The organism is Microcoleus sp. LAD1_D5 (assembly GCF_036702115.1).
Classification (GTDB): Bacteria; Cyanobacteriota; Cyanobacteriia; order Cyanobacteriales; family Microcoleaceae; genus Microcoleus.
In genome coordinates this window covers 75,961-91,898 of record NZ_JAUBSA010000002.1, presented here as the reverse complement: position 1 = coordinate 91,898, position 15,938 = coordinate 75,961, and the positions used below count along the sequence as shown (strand labels likewise).

Below are 15,938 nucleotides of genomic sequence, written 5' to 3'. Positions count from 1 at the left end.
TCCAGAGGAGTACCGCAGTGGATTTGACAAACCGAATTTCTGGATATAATCTGGTTGAGCAATTATACTGTGGTTCGAGAACCCTAGTTTATCGAGCCATCCGAGAAACAGACCAGTTTCCGGTTGTCATCAAACTATTAAATCGAGACTATCCCAGCTTCAGCGAACTGCTGCAATTCCGCAACCAGTATACTATCGCCAAAAATCTACGTCTACTTGGAGTCGTTGAACCCTACAATTTGGAATCCTATCGCCACAGCTATGCCCTAGTAATGGAGGATTGTGGCGGTATTTCTCTGCGAGACTACGCCCAAGAACGATCGCTGACTCTAGTAGAAATCTTGGAAATAGCCATTCAAATAACTGACATTCTTGACGGACTGTACCGAAACAGAGTCATCCACAAAGATATTAAGCCAGCTAACGTTCTAATACATCCCGAAACTAAACAAGTCAAACTGATTGACTTTAGCATCGCCTCCCTACTGCCAAGAGAAACTCAAGAAATTCAAAATCCCAACGTTTTAGAAGGAACCCTCGCCTATATTTCTCCCGAACAAACTGGACGAATGAACCGAGGCATAGACTACCGCACCGACTTTTATTCTCTGGGCGTCACTTTTTACGAACTACTGACCGGAAAAGTGCCATTTGAATGTGACGACCCGATGGAGTTGGTTCACTGCCATATTGCCAAACAACCTCCTGCAATAAACAGCCAAGAAATCCCGCAGGTGGTTTCGGATATTGTGATGAAGCTGATGGCAAAAAATGCCGAAAAACGCTATCAAAGTGCCTTGGGATTGAAGCACGATTTAGAGATTGGTCTGGCTCAATTACAAAAAACAGGTAACATGGAGACGTTTGGATTGGGAACGCGGGATATTACAGACCGTTTCCTAATGCCCGAAAAATTATACGGTAGAGAAACTGAAGTTGATAATCTATTAGCGGCATTTGAAAGAGTCAGCGCTGGCTGTACAGAAATGATGCTAGTGGCAGGATTTTCTGGGATTGGCAAAACCGCAGTAGTGAATGAAGTTCATAAGCCAATTGTTCGTCAGCGCGGTTATTTTATTAAAGGCAAATACGACCAATTTCAGCGGAATATTCCCTTTTCGGCTTTTGTGCAAGCCTTCCGGGATTTGATGGGACAATTGCTATCAGAATCGGACGCTCAGTTACAAAGCTGGAAAACCAGGATTCTGTCAGCAGTTGGAGACAATGGGCAAGTCTTGATCGAGGTAATTCCTGAATTAGAACGCATCATTGGTACTCAACCCCCTGCCCCAGAACTATCGGGAAGCGCAGCACAGAATCGCTTCAATCTGCTGATGCAAAAATTTGTGCAAGTGTTTACCACAAAAGAACATCCGTTAGTGATATTTTTGGACGATTTGCAGTGGGCAGATTCAGCATCCCTAAAGTTATTACAACTGTTGATCCAAGATACGGGGCATCTCTTGGTATTGGGTGCTTATCGGGATAATGAAGTGTCCCCGGTTCATCCGTTTATCTTGACGGTGGATGAGATTGTTAAAGCAGGGGCGACGGTGAATACGATTACGCTGCAACCGTTGAGTTTAGCGGATATGAATCAGTTGGTAGCAAATACGCTGAATTGCGATCGCGCCTTAGCTCAACCATTAACACACTTGGTGTATCAAAAAACTAAGGGTAATCCTTTCTTTGCTACGCAGTTCCTTAAGGCATTACATGACGATGAACTGATTACCTTTGATTGGAATATACGGTATTGGCAGTGCGATATTGCTCAAGTCCGAGCTTTAGCGCTCACCGATGATGTGGTGGAGTTTATGGCACTGCAATTGCAAAAATTGCCGATCGCAACTCAGTCTGGGTTAAAGTTGGCAGCTTGTATTGGAGCGCAGTTTGATATAGCTACTTTGGCGATCGCTTCAGAAAAATTATTTGAAGAAACGGCGGCAGATTTGTGGAAAGCCCTGCAAGAAGGCTTGCTCGTCCCCACCACCGAAATCTATAAATTCTTCACCCAAAGTGACGCGATCGCCACGGTTAACCAAGCTGCGGCTAATGCAAATTATAAATTCCTGCACGATCGCGTCCAACAAGCGGCATATTCACTCATTCCAGATTCAGAGAAAAAAGCAACCCATCTCAAAATTGGACAATTGCTTCTACAAAATTCCTCTGAAATACAGCAAGAGGAAAAACTATTTGATATTGTCAGGCATTTGAACCAAGGAGAACAGTTATTTACTCAACAAAGTGAACGGGAAACTTTAGCTCAACTTAACTTAAAAGCCGGACAGAAAGCTAGAAATTCTACAGCCTATAGTGCGGCAAATATCTATCTACAAACGGGAATTGAGCTACTGACAGTCAACTGCTGGCAAGCTCAATATGAATTGACCATAAATCTTTATGTTGCTGCTGCCGAAGCCGCCTATTTGAATGCCGATCTTGACTGCATGGAACAGATGGCAGCACTGGTGTTACAAGAAGCTCAGACGATTTTAGACAAAATCAAAATTTACAAAATTCAAATCGTCGCACAGACAGCCCAGAGCAAGTTGTTAGAAGCGATCGCAGTGGCAAGAGATGCACTCTTGCAATTAGGGGTTGAACTCCCCACTGCACCTGACGAAGCCAAAATTAGTAAAGCGCTACAGACTCTAGCGGGCCAACAAAGCGGCAGAAGGATTGAGGAACTAATCGATCTACCTGTAATGAGCGATCGCCAAACTCAGGCAGCCATGGAGCTGTTAGGAATGTTATTTGCACCTGTCTTCCAGGGAATGCCCGGATTAATGCCTATACTGAGCGCGACGATGGTGAGTTTATCGCTCTCCTTTGGGAATACACCCGCATCAACGGTAGGGTATGCGATTCACGCTATGGTACTCTGTGCCTTTTTAGAAGAAGTGGAAACGGGCTATAGCTTTGGGCGATTGTCACTGAACTTGCTTGACGGATTTAATGTGCGGGAATTCAAGTGTACAGTTCTACTTCTTTTTGGCGGCTTTATTCAGCATCGTCAGGAATCTCTGAGGGCAATGATGCTGACAGTTAAAGATGGCTATGCGGCTGGTATGGAAACTGGTGATTTTCTCAACGCTGGCTACTGCTTGATCACTTACTTCAGTGCTAACCTTTTTGGTGGGGTAGAACTGGAAACTTGGGAGCCAGAAATAGCAGGTTACAGGGCTGTCTTAGTGCAGACTAAACAATATTCTGCCCAGACTTATTTGGATATAACGCAGCAGGCAGTGCAGAACTTGAGGGAAACTCGTATTCTGTCGGATTGCTTAATTGGTGATGCCTACGATGAAACGGTGATGATTCCTAAGCATCATCGGGACAACGATCTTACTGGGCTCGCTCTTGTTTATATTTACAAACTGCTGCTTGCCTACTCTTATGGCAATTATCCGGCTGCCTTAAACTACATTTGCCAAGTCAAGCTGTATTTGATGGCATTATCGGGATTGGTTTATGTTCCCATTTTCCATTTCTATGCTGCTCTGACACACCTAGCACTTTTCCCCACACAGCTAGAAACCGATCGAGCTGAAATTCTCGATCGGGTACAAACCCATCAAACTCCTCTGCAACAGTGGGCGCAAAATGCTCCCATGAATCATTTGCATAAATGGTATTTAGTTGAGGCCGAAAAACATCGGGTTTTGGGCAATAAAGCAGAAGCAATAGATTTGTACGATCGCGCCATCCAACTAGCTAAAGAAAATCAATTCCTCCAAGAAGAAGCACTTGCCAACGAACTAGCTGCCAAGTTCTACCTTGACTGGGGCAAAGAAAAAGTGGCCGCCAGCTATATGCAGGAAGCGTATTACTGTTATGCCCGTTGGGGAGCTAAAGCCAAAATAGAAGACCTAGAACAACGCTATCCCCAATTACTTCAACCTATCCTGAATCAGCCCACACTTAGCTTTAATCCCCTAGAGACGCTGGGAACGATTAACCACTCTTCGTACACTTCCAGCAATAGCACGAGTATTTCCCATGCCCTTGATTTTGCCTCTATTGTGCAAGCTGCTCAAGCTTTATCCAGTAAAATTCAGATTGATGAATTGCTCGGCACCCTCAATCAAATTATTTTGAAAACTTCAGGGGCAGAAACTTGTGCTTTGCTACTCCCCCATCAGGATGAATGGCAAATCCGAGCAATAACTCACCTCAATCCAGATAACCAGACACCCACCACCCTGCTGCAAACCCAACCTATAGATGGCTCGGCGGTGATTCCGCTCAAGCTAATTTATTATGTCAAACATACTCGGGAAACTGTGGTTATTGAAGGTGGCAAGACCGATATTCCGGGTTTAATGAATGACTGTACGCTCCAGTATCACTCTCAGAGTATGTTATGTACTCCGATTCTCGATCGCGGGAACTTAGTTGCGATACTTTATCTCGAACATAGCTCGACGAAAGGAGTGTTTACTCGCGATCGTCTGCTCGTCCTCAACTTCCTCTGCACTCAGGCTGCCATTTCCCTAGAAAATGCGCGATTGTATCAGCAAGCCCAGGACTACGCTCACCAGGTGGAACAATCTCAACTGCAATTAGTGCAAAGCGAAAAAATGTCGGCGTTGGGGAACTTAGTGGCCGGGGTTGCCCATGAAATTAATAATCCAGTCGGTTTTATTTCTGGCAATATTCATGAAGCGATCGCCGCCGTCAAAGATCTGACCAAATACCTGCAACTTTACCAAGAAAAATTTCCCCATCCTGGAGATGACATCGAGCAAATAGCAGAAGAACTTGACATTGAATATCTCGTAGAAGATTTACCCAAAATGTTGAATTCGATGCAAGTCGGGTGCGATCGCATTCAAGGTATCAGCACCAGTCTTCGTACCTTCTCCCGATCCGACAAAGATTACAAAGTTCCTTTCAATATTCATGACGGAATTAACAGTACGATTTTGATTCTCAAACACAGATTGAAAGCGAACGAACAGCGTCCAGCGATTGAAGTTGTGAAAGAGTACGGGAACTTGCCATCAGTTGATTGCTTCCCCGGACAATTAAATCAGGTGTTTATGAATATATTGGCGAATGCGATTGATGCACTGGAAGAATCTAATCGGGAACCGAGTTTAGAGAAGATTAAAGCCCCAGCCTATTGCATCACGATTCGCACGGAAAGACAGTCTAAGGAGTGGGTGTTGATTCGCATTTCTGACAACGGGCCAGGGATAGCAGATGAGATAAAAGCTAATATTTTTGATCACTTATTTACAACTAAAGGCGTGGGTAAAGGCACGGGATTGGGTTTGGCGATCGCACGGCAGATTGTAGTTGAGAAACACTCTGGTATACTAGAAGTCTACTCAACTTTAGGTCGAGGTACAGAATTTACGATTTCACTCCCATGTTGATTATTACCTTGGTAATTTATAGCCAATTTTTGGATTTTTCTTGAAAATTAAATTTTTTTTACAGCCCACTTGACATTTTATAGTGATCGATAACTTCTGCCACAGTCTGGATACTTCCGTCGCACTAATTCATAAAGGAATCTCGATCGCAAATTCCGTACCTTCTCCTACGGTGGAACGGCAGCTCAAGGCTCCGGCGTGTTTTTCAGCGACAATTCGGTAACTGATGGCTAACCCTAAACCAGTGCCTTTTCCCATCGGTTTAGTCGTGAAAAATGGGTCAAATAATCGGCTACGCACGTCTTCTGTCATGCCGATCGCATTATCCGCAATGCGGATGCAAATACTATTTTCGTTCAGGGCTTCTGTGCGAATGCTGATAGTTGGTTTCCAATCGTCGCCGCCGACTGCCGCTCGCCTTTTTTGGTTGCAAGCATCTTCCAAGGCGTCAATACTGTTGCTAAGCAGATTCATAAATACCTGATTGAGCTGACCTGGGTAACATTCTATTAAAGGGAGTTGACCGTAATCTTTGATTACTGTTATTTCTGGATAGTCGCCTCTGGCTCGAAGTTTGTTGTGCAATATTAAGAGGGTATTATCTATGCCTTCGTGAAGGTTAATAGGTTTTTTTACCGAGTCGTCTAAACGCGAGAAGTTTCGCAAGCTCAGAACTATTTCGCGAATGCGATCGGCTCCCATTTTCATCGAAGATAATATTTTTAGTAAATCTTCTCTCAGAAATTCTAAATCGATATTGTTAATACATTCTTGAACTTCTACCACGGGCTGAGGATAGTGTTTTTGGTAAAGTTCCACAAGCTGCAACAAGTCTCTGATATATTGGCTGGCATAGGAAATATTGCCGTAGATAAAACTGACAGGGTTATTAATTTCGTGAGCTACTCCAGCTACCATTTGACCGAGACTTGACATTTTTTCGGTATGAATTAGGTGAGCTTGAGTTTCTCGGAGTTCTTTGAGAGCGATTTCTAGCTGCTGGGCTCTGTTGTTGGCGATCGCCTCGGAGAGCCGCAAAGCATCCTCCGCTGCTTTGCGCTCTGTCATATCAAAAATCGCACCGTTGAGGGATAAAACGTGACCTGCTGCGTTGAAAATGGCTTGACCTTTCTCTGCAACCCACCGCACATTTCCGTCGCAGTGAATCAGGCGATATTCGAGCGTGTAAGGTTGTTTTGTCTTAATAGCCTGAGCGATAATTTTATCGATATATTCCGCGTCCTGGGGATAAACTATACTCGGAAAAGCCTGCACCGGTTTTTGCATAAAGTTAGCTGCGGGATAGCCGGAAATAGCTTCTATGCCACTGCTGATAAAAGTTAAGCTCGATCGCCCAGCAGCACTGCACCTGTAAACCGCACCGGGAATGCTAGAAACTAATGACCTAAATTCTTCTTCCCTTTCTCGCAAAGCTGCCTCAATCCGCTTGCGTTCGCTAATGTCGCGAGCAAACGCGCACTGATATTCTTTGCCGTTAAATTCCAAATGGTCGATCGTAATTTCTACCGGAAAAATGCGACCGTACTTAGTGAGGTGGTGAACTTCAATATTAACCGAACCGCAGCGTTTTAAGACTTTCCAGTGCAAACTCCAAGCAGTTTGGGGAAAATCGGGATTGATGTCGTGCACGGTCATCGAGAGCAATTCAGCGGTAGAATATCCCAATGAAGAGCAAGCAGCGTCGTTGACGTACAAAAATTTACCGTCGGGCCCGATCCAGAATATCGCATCTGCCGATCGGTCGATCGCAAATTGAGTCAGTTGCAACTTTTCCTCAACTCGGTGGCGATCAGCAATTTCTTTTTCTAACTGTTCATTAAGCGAATTGATATCTAAAGCGCGATCGACAATAGTATCGGAAGGGGAAAATTTGAGTGATGGTTTTGCCAATTCTCCTTTGTGGATATCATGCTGGTGATGGTTTTTTTCTACCTCTTTTAACGGCAGTTGTTGAAGATTTTCTTTGTGATTTAAACCCGAATCTGCAAGTGCTTTCGGCATGAGGGCCAGAGCGACTGCGGCTAAAAGCAAAGAAATCAAAGCACTTGCAGCTTGGAGAGTTACCGACAGCCAATATATGGAATGCCAAAGCGTCCAAACTTCCGTCAATTTAGCAGCGCCCCAGGCAAAAAAAACAACGGCAAACAGCCGGAAAATCTTGCGGTGAGAACCTTGGCGGGAAAAATAAACTAAAGAGAGGGCGATCGAGCAATAAGCCAGTGCCGTCAGCGAATCAAAAACAGCGTACAGTCGCAACTCCGGTACCGCGTTGCAGCCGAGTGCGGAAGATACAGCAAGTGGTGAAAAAAAAATTGTTAATTGTTCTTGCATGAAGTTCAAGAAAAAAGTTATCTGTACCAATGCAAATCCGATCAAATCTAATTATTTGATTTTGGCTAGTGAAATATTTACATAATTATATACTTTTTTCATTTTTTATGAAACAGCTATTTTGTAAAGGAATGTCAAAACTATCTCGGTTAGGCTTTGGGAGCGAAGGTTTCCCGAAGTATGAGCCATGCCGAGCGTCACGGCTCGCAACGCTTACAACGCTTACGTTGCTCCCTGTGACGGAATAGATAGGTTCGCCTACTGATTGCTTCAGAAACATTTAAATTGTTAATGATCACTATTAAATTTTCTTTTAGATTACTTAAGCAGTGAGCCAGGGGTTTTTAACCTCTGGCTCACAGATGGACTAGCAGACTTTTAAGGCAGAGAAAATCTCAATTTTTGCGCTGGGAATCCACAATTAAGCGCCGCCGAGCGCCCACTGCACCAAAGTCCGAACTCCAAAACCGGTAGCCCCAGGGCCATTGTAGCCATTTTCTTTGTCAGTCCAAACCGTGCCGGCAATATCTAAATGCGCCCATGCAGTATCCTTTACAAACTGCTTCAAAAATAGCGCCGCCGTAATCGAACCGCCGGGACGTGGGCCAGTATTTTTCATGTCGGCGTGCAATGCTTTCAAGCCCTCAAAATACTTCTCTTCCATCGGCATCCGCCAAAATTTTTCGCCGGCTAATTCTGAGGCTGCGACAATTTCGGCGGCGACGCTATCTTGAGGACTCCACAAACCCGCGATATCGTCGCCTAAAGCAATTACGCAGGCCCCGGTTAGAGTTGCTAAATCGACAATTGCGTCAACTCCTAATTTATCAGCAAATACCAAAGCATCAGCCAGGGTTAAACGGCCTTCTGCGTCGGTATTGTTGACTTCAATTGTTTTGCCGTTGGAAGCTGTAAGGATGTCTCCAGGGCGCATGGCGCGGCCGCTGATCATATTTTCAGTGACGGCGCTGATAAAGTGAACTTCCACATCGGGTTTGATGTGACCGATCGCCTTTGCTGCTCCCAAAGTAGCGGCAGCGCCGCCCATATCTACTTTCATCATTTCAATGCCGCTGCCCGCACCTTTGATGTTCAAACCCCCAGAATCAAAGGTCAATCCTTTGCCCACAATTGCTATTTTGCGGCGCGGTGTGCCTTCTGGTTTGTAAGTTAAGTGGATGAATTTTGGTGGTAAATCAGATGCTAGGGCTACGCCGAGAAAGGCTCCCATGCCTAGTTTTTCGCAGTCTTCCCGCTCCAGTATTTCTAATTCTAAACCGCATTCTGCAGCCAGACTTTGAGCGGTTTCGGCCATGGTAATCGGGGTGACAAAATTTGCCGGCGCTGCGACTAATTCCCGTGCTAAAATGACTCCGGCAGTGATTTGGCGGGCGCGGGCGATCGCACTTTCGGTACCGGCAAAACCGAGCAACTGAATTTGTTCGATTTGCGGGCTTTTGTCTTCCTGTTCCGATTTGAAACGGTTGTCTTGATGCAAGGAAAGTTCTACACCTTCGGCGATCGCACTGGCTGTAACATCCGGCGCGTTTTTCCATACAGGAAAGCTAATTCCGAGGGTTTTGCATTTCTCTTTTTTGGCTAACTTGGCGCAAACACCCGCAGCTTGCCGCACGGTGTCTAATTTTAAATCCTCTGTTTTGCCCAAACCGACGATCGCAATTTTGCGAATCGGATTATTGCCGCCGACGCGGGTGATGGCGCTCGTGCCCGCTTTGCCCTTAAAATCTACTTCCAGTAGCAGCTCTTTCAAAGTGCCTGCAAGCTTTTCATCTAATTGTGCCAGCTCGCCGGTGAGTTCCAGGGCGCCCTCAAATAGACCAATTGCCAGGGCGTCTCCCGTCCAAACAGAGCGGGGCGTATCGGTGACTAGAAATTCCATGTTTTGATTTACACTTTAGATTTTAGATTTTTGATTGTACTTTGTAGTGGGTGGTTTGGGCTTTTTTTGCAGGTGCGGGGAAATAGATTGATCGCACAAATTCTTCGCTCCACATCGAAATAAATTCTGCTACTATATCAGCCAAGTCCGCCTGCGATCGGATCTTACACCAATCTCAATCATCTGTTTGGGGGTCGGCTGTCCCTTTTTGCCCCACTCTTAACATTTATTTCTCGTTGAACAGGCATCCTGCCTCTGATGGCATGGAACACCCATCCTGCGTGTGATGGCTCTTGACAAACGATCGGTTCTCTATATCTTATTCTCTTAAATTTTCCCATGCTAAAACGACGCCGGGCCCGATTTTCTGTTTTAATCAGCGTTTCAGTTTGCGTTATTGCGATCGGCTCTTTGGTTGCTGCGATGAAATGGATGGGTTTGGGCTCATTCCAGAAGGCCGAGCAGCCCCTGGAGGCAGCGAATTCCGAATCGCAAGTCAAGATGTTGGTGTCGCTGTCACCGAGCGAGCGATCGGCAAAATTAGTTGAACTCGCAGCTACTCAGTCTGCAAGTACGAACCCGCAGCAGCAAATCTCCCCTCAAAGCCGCGCTCGCTACCTGCTTGCCAGCGATTTAATCCAGCAAGGAAATGCCGCCAAAGCATTAAACTTATTGGACAAATTAGAGCAAGAATATCCGCTTTTAGCTGCTCACATTGCCCTAAAAAGAGCGGAAGCCTACCAATTAAGCGGCGACAAAGGCAAAGCCCAAAAAGCTTGGCAGGAACTGCTCAAAAACTATCCGAGCGACCCCGTAGCAGCGGAAGCTTTATATGTTTTAGGCAAGTCAAAACCGGAATATTGGCAACAGGCAATTACTGAATTTCCTGGTCATCCTCGCAGCGTAGAAATAGCCCTCCGCAAGTTAAAAGAAAATCCCAATCAGCCGCAGTTGATGCTGCTCGTAGCAAAACACGGCCATTATGTCAAAGATTACGGGACAATTTTGGAACAACTGGTGCAGCGAAACAGCACCGGTTTGAAACAGGAAGATTGGGAAGAAATTGCCTTTGGCTATTGGGAAAAACAAAATTACGGCAAAGGAGCTCTTGCTTACGGGAAAGCTCCCCGCAACGCCAAAAATCTTTACCGCAAAGCTCGTGGTTTATGGCTCGACGGAAAAATCCCGGAATCGAGAATTGCCTATCAAGAATTAGTGCGCGAGTTTCCCGATGCCGAAGATACTGGTTTGGGTTTAATTCGGCTATCGCGGCTGAGCGAACCGAAAGAAGCGATCGTTTTGCTCGATCGAGTTATTAGCAAATTCCCCAATTATGCCCCCGAAGCTTTGTTAGATAAATCCCAACTTCTCGACAAAGCACGCAGCGGTCAATCCGCCTCAGATACCCGGAAGTTGCTCTTGACAAAATACAATAATTCTGATAAAGCAGGCGAATTGCGGTGGACGATCGCCCAGCAGTTTGCCAAAGGCGGAGATTTAAAATCAGCTTGGCAGTGGGCGAGAGAATTAACCACCCACAATCCCGATAGCGAACAAGCTCCAGAAGCAGCATTTTGGGTCGGGAAATGGGCACAGCAACTCGGCCGGGAACAAGACGCTAAGACTGCATTTGACTACACGATCTTACGCTATCCAGAATCCTATTTTGCGTGGCGATCGGCTGTACTTCTTGGCTGGCCCGTCGGCGACTTTACCACAGTCCGAGATTTGTCTCCCAATGTAGTGCGGCCGCCTCAGCGCCCCGAACCAACGGCTGGTTCTCCTGCGTTAAAAGAACTCTATCAATTAGGTCAAGATAGAGATGCCTGGACGCTGTGGCAAATAGAATTTATCGACCGCGTAGAACCAAGTATTGCCGAACAGTTTACAGACGGTTTAATGCGAGTTGCAGTCGGAGACAATTTAGACGGTTTGTGGATGGTTGGTAGTTTGCGGCAGCGCGATAAACCAGATGATAGAACCCAATACCTCGAACTCAGACAGCAACCGATTTATTGGCAAGCACTTTATCCTTTTCCTTACTTAGAAACCATTGTTAAATGGTCGCAAGAACGCAAAATAAATCCCGTATTAGTAACAGCATTAATCCGGCAAGAATCACGGTTTATGCCCGCAATCAAATCATCAGTTGGCGCTACCGGCTTAATGCAAGTAATGCCGGAAACAGCAGCTTGGGTTGCTGCTCAAATCAGCCTCAAAAAGTATTCATTGGAGAATGTGGACGACAACGTTAAACTCGGTACGTGGTATTTGGATCACACTCACGACGAGTACAAGAATAACTCGATGTTAGCTGTGGCGAGTTACAATGCCGGGCCGAATGCCGTAGCAGATTGGTTGAAGAGGTTTAGTTTTAGTGACCCGGATGCTTTTGCGGAAAAGATTCCGTTTCCTGAAACGAAAGGATACGTAAAATCGGTGTTTGAGAATTACTGGAATTATCTGCGGATTTACAATCCAGAAGTTAATCAGTTAATGAGTGAGCATTATGCAGCTGCTCAGAAAAAAGCAAAGCCTTAGTAAATTTGGTTTAGGCTGTCAGGAACGGGTCAGAGAACCCGTTCCACCAACAAATTTATTTGTTGTATTGATTGATTGTGGGGTGGGCTTCTAGCCCGGAACAGGCTCTCCGGGCCGTTCCAAAAACAAATTTATTTGTTGTATTTATTGATTGTGGGGTGAGCTTCTAGCCAGGAAAAGGCTCTCCGGCCCGTTCCACAAATTGAAATTATGGGATTGTAAAATAAATCAGCGGCATCCCAAGGAATCACGAGTAGAAATCCCTGTTTGAGAATTAATCCCGGTTGCCTTTGTACACAATTCTTTAACTTGTGCTCCGTCCATAATTGCGTCAGTAAAGTCAGCGCCCGTGATATCAACTCCGTCAAAAGTAGAACGCAGCAAAATTGTTTCGGCTAAAATTGCATCACTTAAATCGGCATTAGTAAATTTAACTTGATCTATCATTGCATTAGTTAAATTGGCGCCGTGCAAATTTGCCTGAGTCATCACCGAAGCGCTCATAATTGCTCCCCGCAAATCGGCATTAGAAAAATTAGTCAAGTCCATATTAGCGTTAGAAAACTCAGCCGCGCGCAGCATTTGACCAGAAAAATCACGTCTTGTCAGTTCGGCGTTGCTAAAGGACAACGGCGGAGCGTAATATTTAGATTGAGCCTGGGCTGGCTGCGGCAGGATGAAGATAGTTAGCGCCAAAAGGAATGCTGCTAGTTGCCGGAGTTTCATAAGTCTGATATTCTCGCAAGGTGGGTATTTCGTAGTGTATCCCGAACTTTGGTCGATCGACTAAACAGGTACAATCTTAATTAATAGTGATGGAGATGGAAAAAAAGATATGGTAAGTTTTTTCTTAACTTGGATAGTAGCAGCGGTTTCGCTGATCATTACCGCTAACATTGTACCAGGTATTGCGGTGGTGAGCTTTCCGGCGGCGATGCTTGCTGCTGTTGTTATTGGATTGGTGAACGCGGTTGTCAGACCGATTCTTACATTGCTGACGCTGCCTTTGACCGTTATTACTTTAGGTTTGTTTTTATTCGTTGTGAATGCAATTTCGCTTTCGCTGGCTTCGTGGTTGGCGGGTGCGTTCAATATCGGCTTTGTGGTTGGCGGTTTTTGGCCGGCTTTGGTGGGCTCCATTGTGTTGTCATTTGTTTCTGGGTTGATTGGTCGATTTGTGAATGCCAATACTTTGTCTCAGTAATACATTATCCCAGATACTCGATCGGGGAAACTGCAACCGCTACTGTTACGGCAGAACCTACCCTAACCCCTCCTTGTGAAAGGGGGGGATTTTTGGTACGAAATATTTGTTTAGGGACTAAAAGCCTTTTCTGGGCGGGCAAGATGCCCACCCCACAACCAGATTCACTCTTTGTGGAACAGGCATCTTGCCTGTTCTTAAGAATGGTACAAGATATCAGTTCGATCGCACAAAGTGCCGCAGCTTCTGCTACACTAGGCGTCCCGACTTGTTTGACTACAATATTTGAAGGATTGGGGACTTCTACGGAACTTAAAATGTCAGCCGCAAAAGTTTTTAACGGCCAATTTCGCTCTTGACAAAGTTCTAACAAGCCGACTTCACCTGCTTTAGTGTCTATTGTAGCAATACCTGCGATCGCGCTTTCGGCTAAATGATAAGCACGGCATACTTGTTTAATCGCAGTTTCGATTAATTCTCGCCCTGTTCCGCGTTTGCAACCTATCCCTACCCACAACACTCTCGGATGCCACTGAACCTTTGGCAAAGCAGATTCCGGCGAAAATCTTCTCTGGGTGAAACTAATCCAAATTCTGGCTTTGATAGTTGATAAAATTTCCCCCTCCCAATACAAAGAATGTTTTTCTGGCAGACTGTTTTGCCACAAAGTAGAACCCACTTCTTGAATTACTTCTACAGTTTCCCCTCTAGCCATAGCCGCCGCCACTCCTGTCCAGTCACCTTCGCCCCGCCTCCAACCGCTGGGAATGTCTAGCATATCTAAAGTAAATTTATCGCTCATTATTCAGTTATCTATTCTGTAGTTTCACTGCGACCGCAATCTTAAAAAAAACTTAACACTCTGTTGACTGAAAATTTTGGTATAATTGTAGCGCAAACTACAACAAATCCAACATTTAAGATGGTAGAACTAAATCAGTTACTGTTAGAGTTTGAAAGCAACCTCAAATGGGAAGGAGTGACAAAAGAATGGATAGAGCGCCGGGAAAGTTGGGTGAGCGATGTAGCAGCATCAGTTAACATGACATATCTAGCAAAATTGCTAGTTGAATTGGAATCTAACTTGCAGTGGGAATCGGTAGATATTCAGTGGCAAGAGCGTCGGGACCGTTGGGTAGAAGAATGTATGGGAGCATCGATTGTTCAAGAAGTATCAAGTTTATTGTTGGAACTTGAAACCAATACCAATTGGAAATCGGTGACCGATGAATGGCAGCAGAATCGCGAGAAATGGGTACAGGAAATGCACAAGTTTAAGGAGTAGTTTCGACGAGTAAGAGCCTGTAAATATGCGTTTTCAGGCTCTAAAATTTCCTAATGACTAATGATTCATCTTTCTGCAAAACCCCATTCAGAAAAATATCAGCGATTCCTTCAGCCATTTCCTGCATTTGCTGCCGAGAAGCCTTCGGCTGCATAATCGTATTTTGACTGAGACCCGCGACGGCAAACATTCCCACAAATACCTAAGCGACAATCTTCGGATTCATCTTTGAATAAACTTGTTTTTTCATCGCCGTTTCCAAATAAAGCCTCAGCCATATAGCTCATTATAAAAAACCAACAGTCTAAATCAATAAAATTTGTACAATCATAGCACAAACTGCAAACAAGAGAAAATTTAATATGGTAGAACTAAACAAATTACTGTTAGAGTTTCAAGCCCACCTAAACGGGGATGCAGTGACGGAAGAATGGAAAGAACGTCGCAACTGTTGGATGAGCGAGGTGTCAGCCACAATGGACGAAAAACACCTAGCCAAATTGCTAGTTGAATTAGAATCAAATTTTCAGCGAGAAGCGGTACAAAGTCTCTGGAAAATGATCCGTGAAAGTTGGGTAGAAGAAGGTCATATAGCATCGACGCTTGAAGAAGTATCAAGTCTATTGCTGGAACTTGAAAGCAATACAACTTGGGAAGTAATGACGGATGAATGGTCGGAAAATCGAGAGAATTGGGTACAGCAAATGTACGAATTTATAGAGTAATAATTCACTTAATCAAAATCAACTTTCATGGTGAATGATGTCCCTCCTGTGCGGTTGATTGTCTCGCTTCCCTCAATGACTTTAAAGCCCGATCGCTCGTACAAATTCAGGGCCCGATTTGAGCTTCTGACACTCAGGGATAGCGATCGATAAGATGCTTTCGCTTCGGACAATAAACGAGCCAGCAACTGCGTTCCTACACCCTGATTTGTATATTCTGGAAGAACCGCGATCGCCAATTCCGGGATAGTATCGTCAATCCAGCCAAATCCCTTGTCATCCCCCGCAAACAAACGCAGCCACGCGGCTCCTACTGGCTGGCTGCCGTTCAATTCGATCGCTGCGAAGCCCAGATCGTTTGCACGTCCCCAATTCTTGACATATTTCGCAATTAAAGGATGATTCACAACAGCTTGCACCGTTGATTCACCTTCTTCTGCCACGTGCGCCGCTTCATACAGCATTTGCCAGAGAAAAGGCTCGTCTTCCTGCGTTAGCGGCCGAATAGAATAGTGCAAAATTCTGCCCATAACAACTTTTCCCT

11 protein-coding genes are annotated in these 15,938 nt (G+C 45.1%); 5 read left to right on the top strand and 6 right to left on the bottom strand.

Annotation, left to right across the window (positions count from 1 at the left end):
• Positions 1-17: 17 nt before the first annotated feature.
• The gene (locus tag QUA70_RS01470; RefSeq protein WP_333344822.1) at positions 18-5,387 is read left to right on the top strand and encodes an AAA family ATPase; all 5,370 of its coding nucleotides are present in this window, start codon (positions 18-20) and stop codon (positions 5,385-5,387) included.
• Between the two features lie 129 nt (positions 5,388-5,516).
• Here QUA70_RS01470 and QUA70_RS01465 read toward each other — a convergent pair whose 3' ends face one another.
• The gene (locus tag QUA70_RS01465; RefSeq protein WP_333344820.1) at positions 5,517-7,739 is read right to left on the bottom strand and encodes a PAS domain S-box protein; all 2,223 of its coding nucleotides are present in this window, start codon (positions 7,737-7,739) and stop codon (positions 5,517-5,519) included.
• Between the two features lie 421 nt (positions 7,740-8,160).
• Positions 8,161-9,639, bottom strand: a complete 1,479-nt coding sequence (locus tag QUA70_RS01460) for a leucyl aminopeptidase (RefSeq protein ID WP_333344819.1) — start codon at positions 9,637-9,639, stop codon at positions 8,161-8,163.
• A 339-nt stretch (positions 9,640-9,978) separates the two neighbouring features.
• Here QUA70_RS01460 and QUA70_RS01455 point away from each other — a divergent pair, with 339 nt between their 5' ends.
• Positions 9,979-12,180 carry a transglycosylase SLT domain-containing protein gene (locus QUA70_RS01455; protein ID WP_333344817.1) on the top strand — a complete coding sequence of 734 codons (2,202 nt, stop codon included), beginning with the start codon at positions 9,979-9,981 and terminating at the stop codon, positions 12,178-12,180.
• 228 nt (positions 12,181-12,408) lie between these two features.
• Here the strand turns inward: QUA70_RS01455 and QUA70_RS01450 are convergent, their stop codons facing one another.
• Positions 12,409-12,906, bottom strand: a complete 498-nt coding sequence (locus QUA70_RS01450; protein ID WP_333344816.1) for a pentapeptide repeat-containing protein — start codon at positions 12,904-12,906, stop codon at positions 12,409-12,411.
• Positions 12,907-13,015: 109 nt separating this feature from the next.
• Here QUA70_RS01450 and QUA70_RS01445 point away from each other — a divergent pair, with 109 nt between their 5' ends.
• Positions 13,016-13,384, top strand: coding sequence for a phage holin family protein (locus tag QUA70_RS01445; RefSeq protein ID WP_333327087.1), 369 nt, complete (start codon positions 13,016-13,018; stop codon positions 13,382-13,384).
• A 4-nt stretch (positions 13,385-13,388) separates the two neighbouring features.
• Here the strand turns inward: QUA70_RS01445 and QUA70_RS01440 are convergent, their stop codons facing one another.
• Positions 13,389-14,186: a cobalamin biosynthesis protein gene (locus QUA70_RS01440; RefSeq protein WP_333344814.1), complete on the bottom strand. Its 798-nt coding sequence runs from the start codon at positions 14,184-14,186 to the stop codon at positions 13,389-13,391.
• A gap of 120 nt (positions 14,187-14,306) precedes the next feature.
• Between QUA70_RS01440 and QUA70_RS01435 the strand changes: the two genes are divergently transcribed.
• Positions 14,307-14,669 (top strand): hypothetical protein, encoded by a 363-nt coding sequence (locus QUA70_RS01435; protein ID WP_333344812.1) that lies wholly within the window; start codon positions 14,307-14,309, stop codon positions 14,667-14,669.
• Positions 14,670-14,709: 40 nt separating this feature from the next.
• On the opposite strand, the gene QUA70_RS01430 is transcribed toward QUA70_RS01435, so the two are convergent.
• Positions 14,710-14,859 (bottom strand): hypothetical protein, encoded by a 150-nt coding sequence (locus tag QUA70_RS01430; protein ID WP_333344810.1) that lies wholly within the window; start codon positions 14,857-14,859, stop codon positions 14,710-14,712.
• A 172-nt stretch (positions 14,860-15,031) separates the two neighbouring features.
• Here QUA70_RS01430 and QUA70_RS01425 point away from each other — a divergent pair, with 172 nt between their 5' ends.
• Positions 15,032-15,394 carry a hypothetical protein gene (locus tag QUA70_RS01425; protein WP_333344809.1) on the top strand — a complete coding sequence of 121 codons (363 nt, stop codon included), beginning with the start codon at positions 15,032-15,034 and terminating at the stop codon, positions 15,392-15,394.
• Positions 15,395-15,402: 8 nt separating this feature from the next.
• Here the strand turns inward: QUA70_RS01425 and QUA70_RS01420 are convergent, their stop codons facing one another.
• Positions 15,403-15,924 carry a GNAT family N-acetyltransferase gene (locus QUA70_RS01420; RefSeq protein ID WP_333344807.1) on the bottom strand — a complete coding sequence of 174 codons (522 nt, stop codon included), beginning with the start codon at positions 15,922-15,924 and terminating at the stop codon, positions 15,403-15,405.
• Positions 15,925-15,938 lie beyond the last annotated feature (14 nt).

What these genes read in the sequence shown, in the direction of transcription:
- QUA70_RS01445 (WP_333327087.1), top strand. Translation starts at nt 13,016, where the DNA reads ATGGTAAGTTTTTTCTTAACTTGGATAGTAGCAGCGGTTTCGCTGATC.
- QUA70_RS01465 (WP_333344820.1), bottom strand. Translation starts at nt 7,739, where the DNA reads ATGCAAGAACAATTAACAATTTTTTTTTCACCACTTGCTGTATCTTCC.
- QUA70_RS01425 (WP_333344809.1), top strand. Translation starts at nt 15,032, where the DNA reads ATGGTAGAACTAAACAAATTACTGTTAGAGTTTCAAGCCCACCTAAAC.
- QUA70_RS01435 (WP_333344812.1), top strand. Translation starts at nt 14,307, where the DNA reads ATGGTAGAACTAAATCAGTTACTGTTAGAGTTTGAAAGCAACCTCAAA.
- QUA70_RS01430 (WP_333344810.1), bottom strand. Translation starts at nt 14,859, where the DNA reads ATGTTTGCCGTCGCGGGTCTCAGTCAAAATACGATTATGCAGCCGAAG.
- QUA70_RS01455 (WP_333344817.1), top strand. Translation starts at nt 9,979, where the DNA reads ATGCTAAAACGACGCCGGGCCCGATTTTCTGTTTTAATCAGCGTTTCA.
- QUA70_RS01440 (WP_333344814.1), bottom strand. Translation starts at nt 14,186, where the DNA reads ATGAGCGATAAATTTACTTTAGATATGCTAGACATTCCCAGCGGTTGG.
- QUA70_RS01450 (WP_333344816.1), bottom strand. Translation starts at nt 12,906, where the DNA reads ATGAAACTCCGGCAACTAGCAGCATTCCTTTTGGCGCTAACTATCTTC.
- QUA70_RS01460 (WP_333344819.1), bottom strand. Translation starts at nt 9,639, where the DNA reads ATGGAATTTCTAGTCACCGATACGCCCCGCTCTGTTTGGACGGGAGAC.
- QUA70_RS01420 (WP_333344807.1), bottom strand. Translation starts at nt 15,924, where the DNA reads ATGGGCAGAATTTTGCACTATTCTATTCGGCCGCTAACGCAGGAAGAC.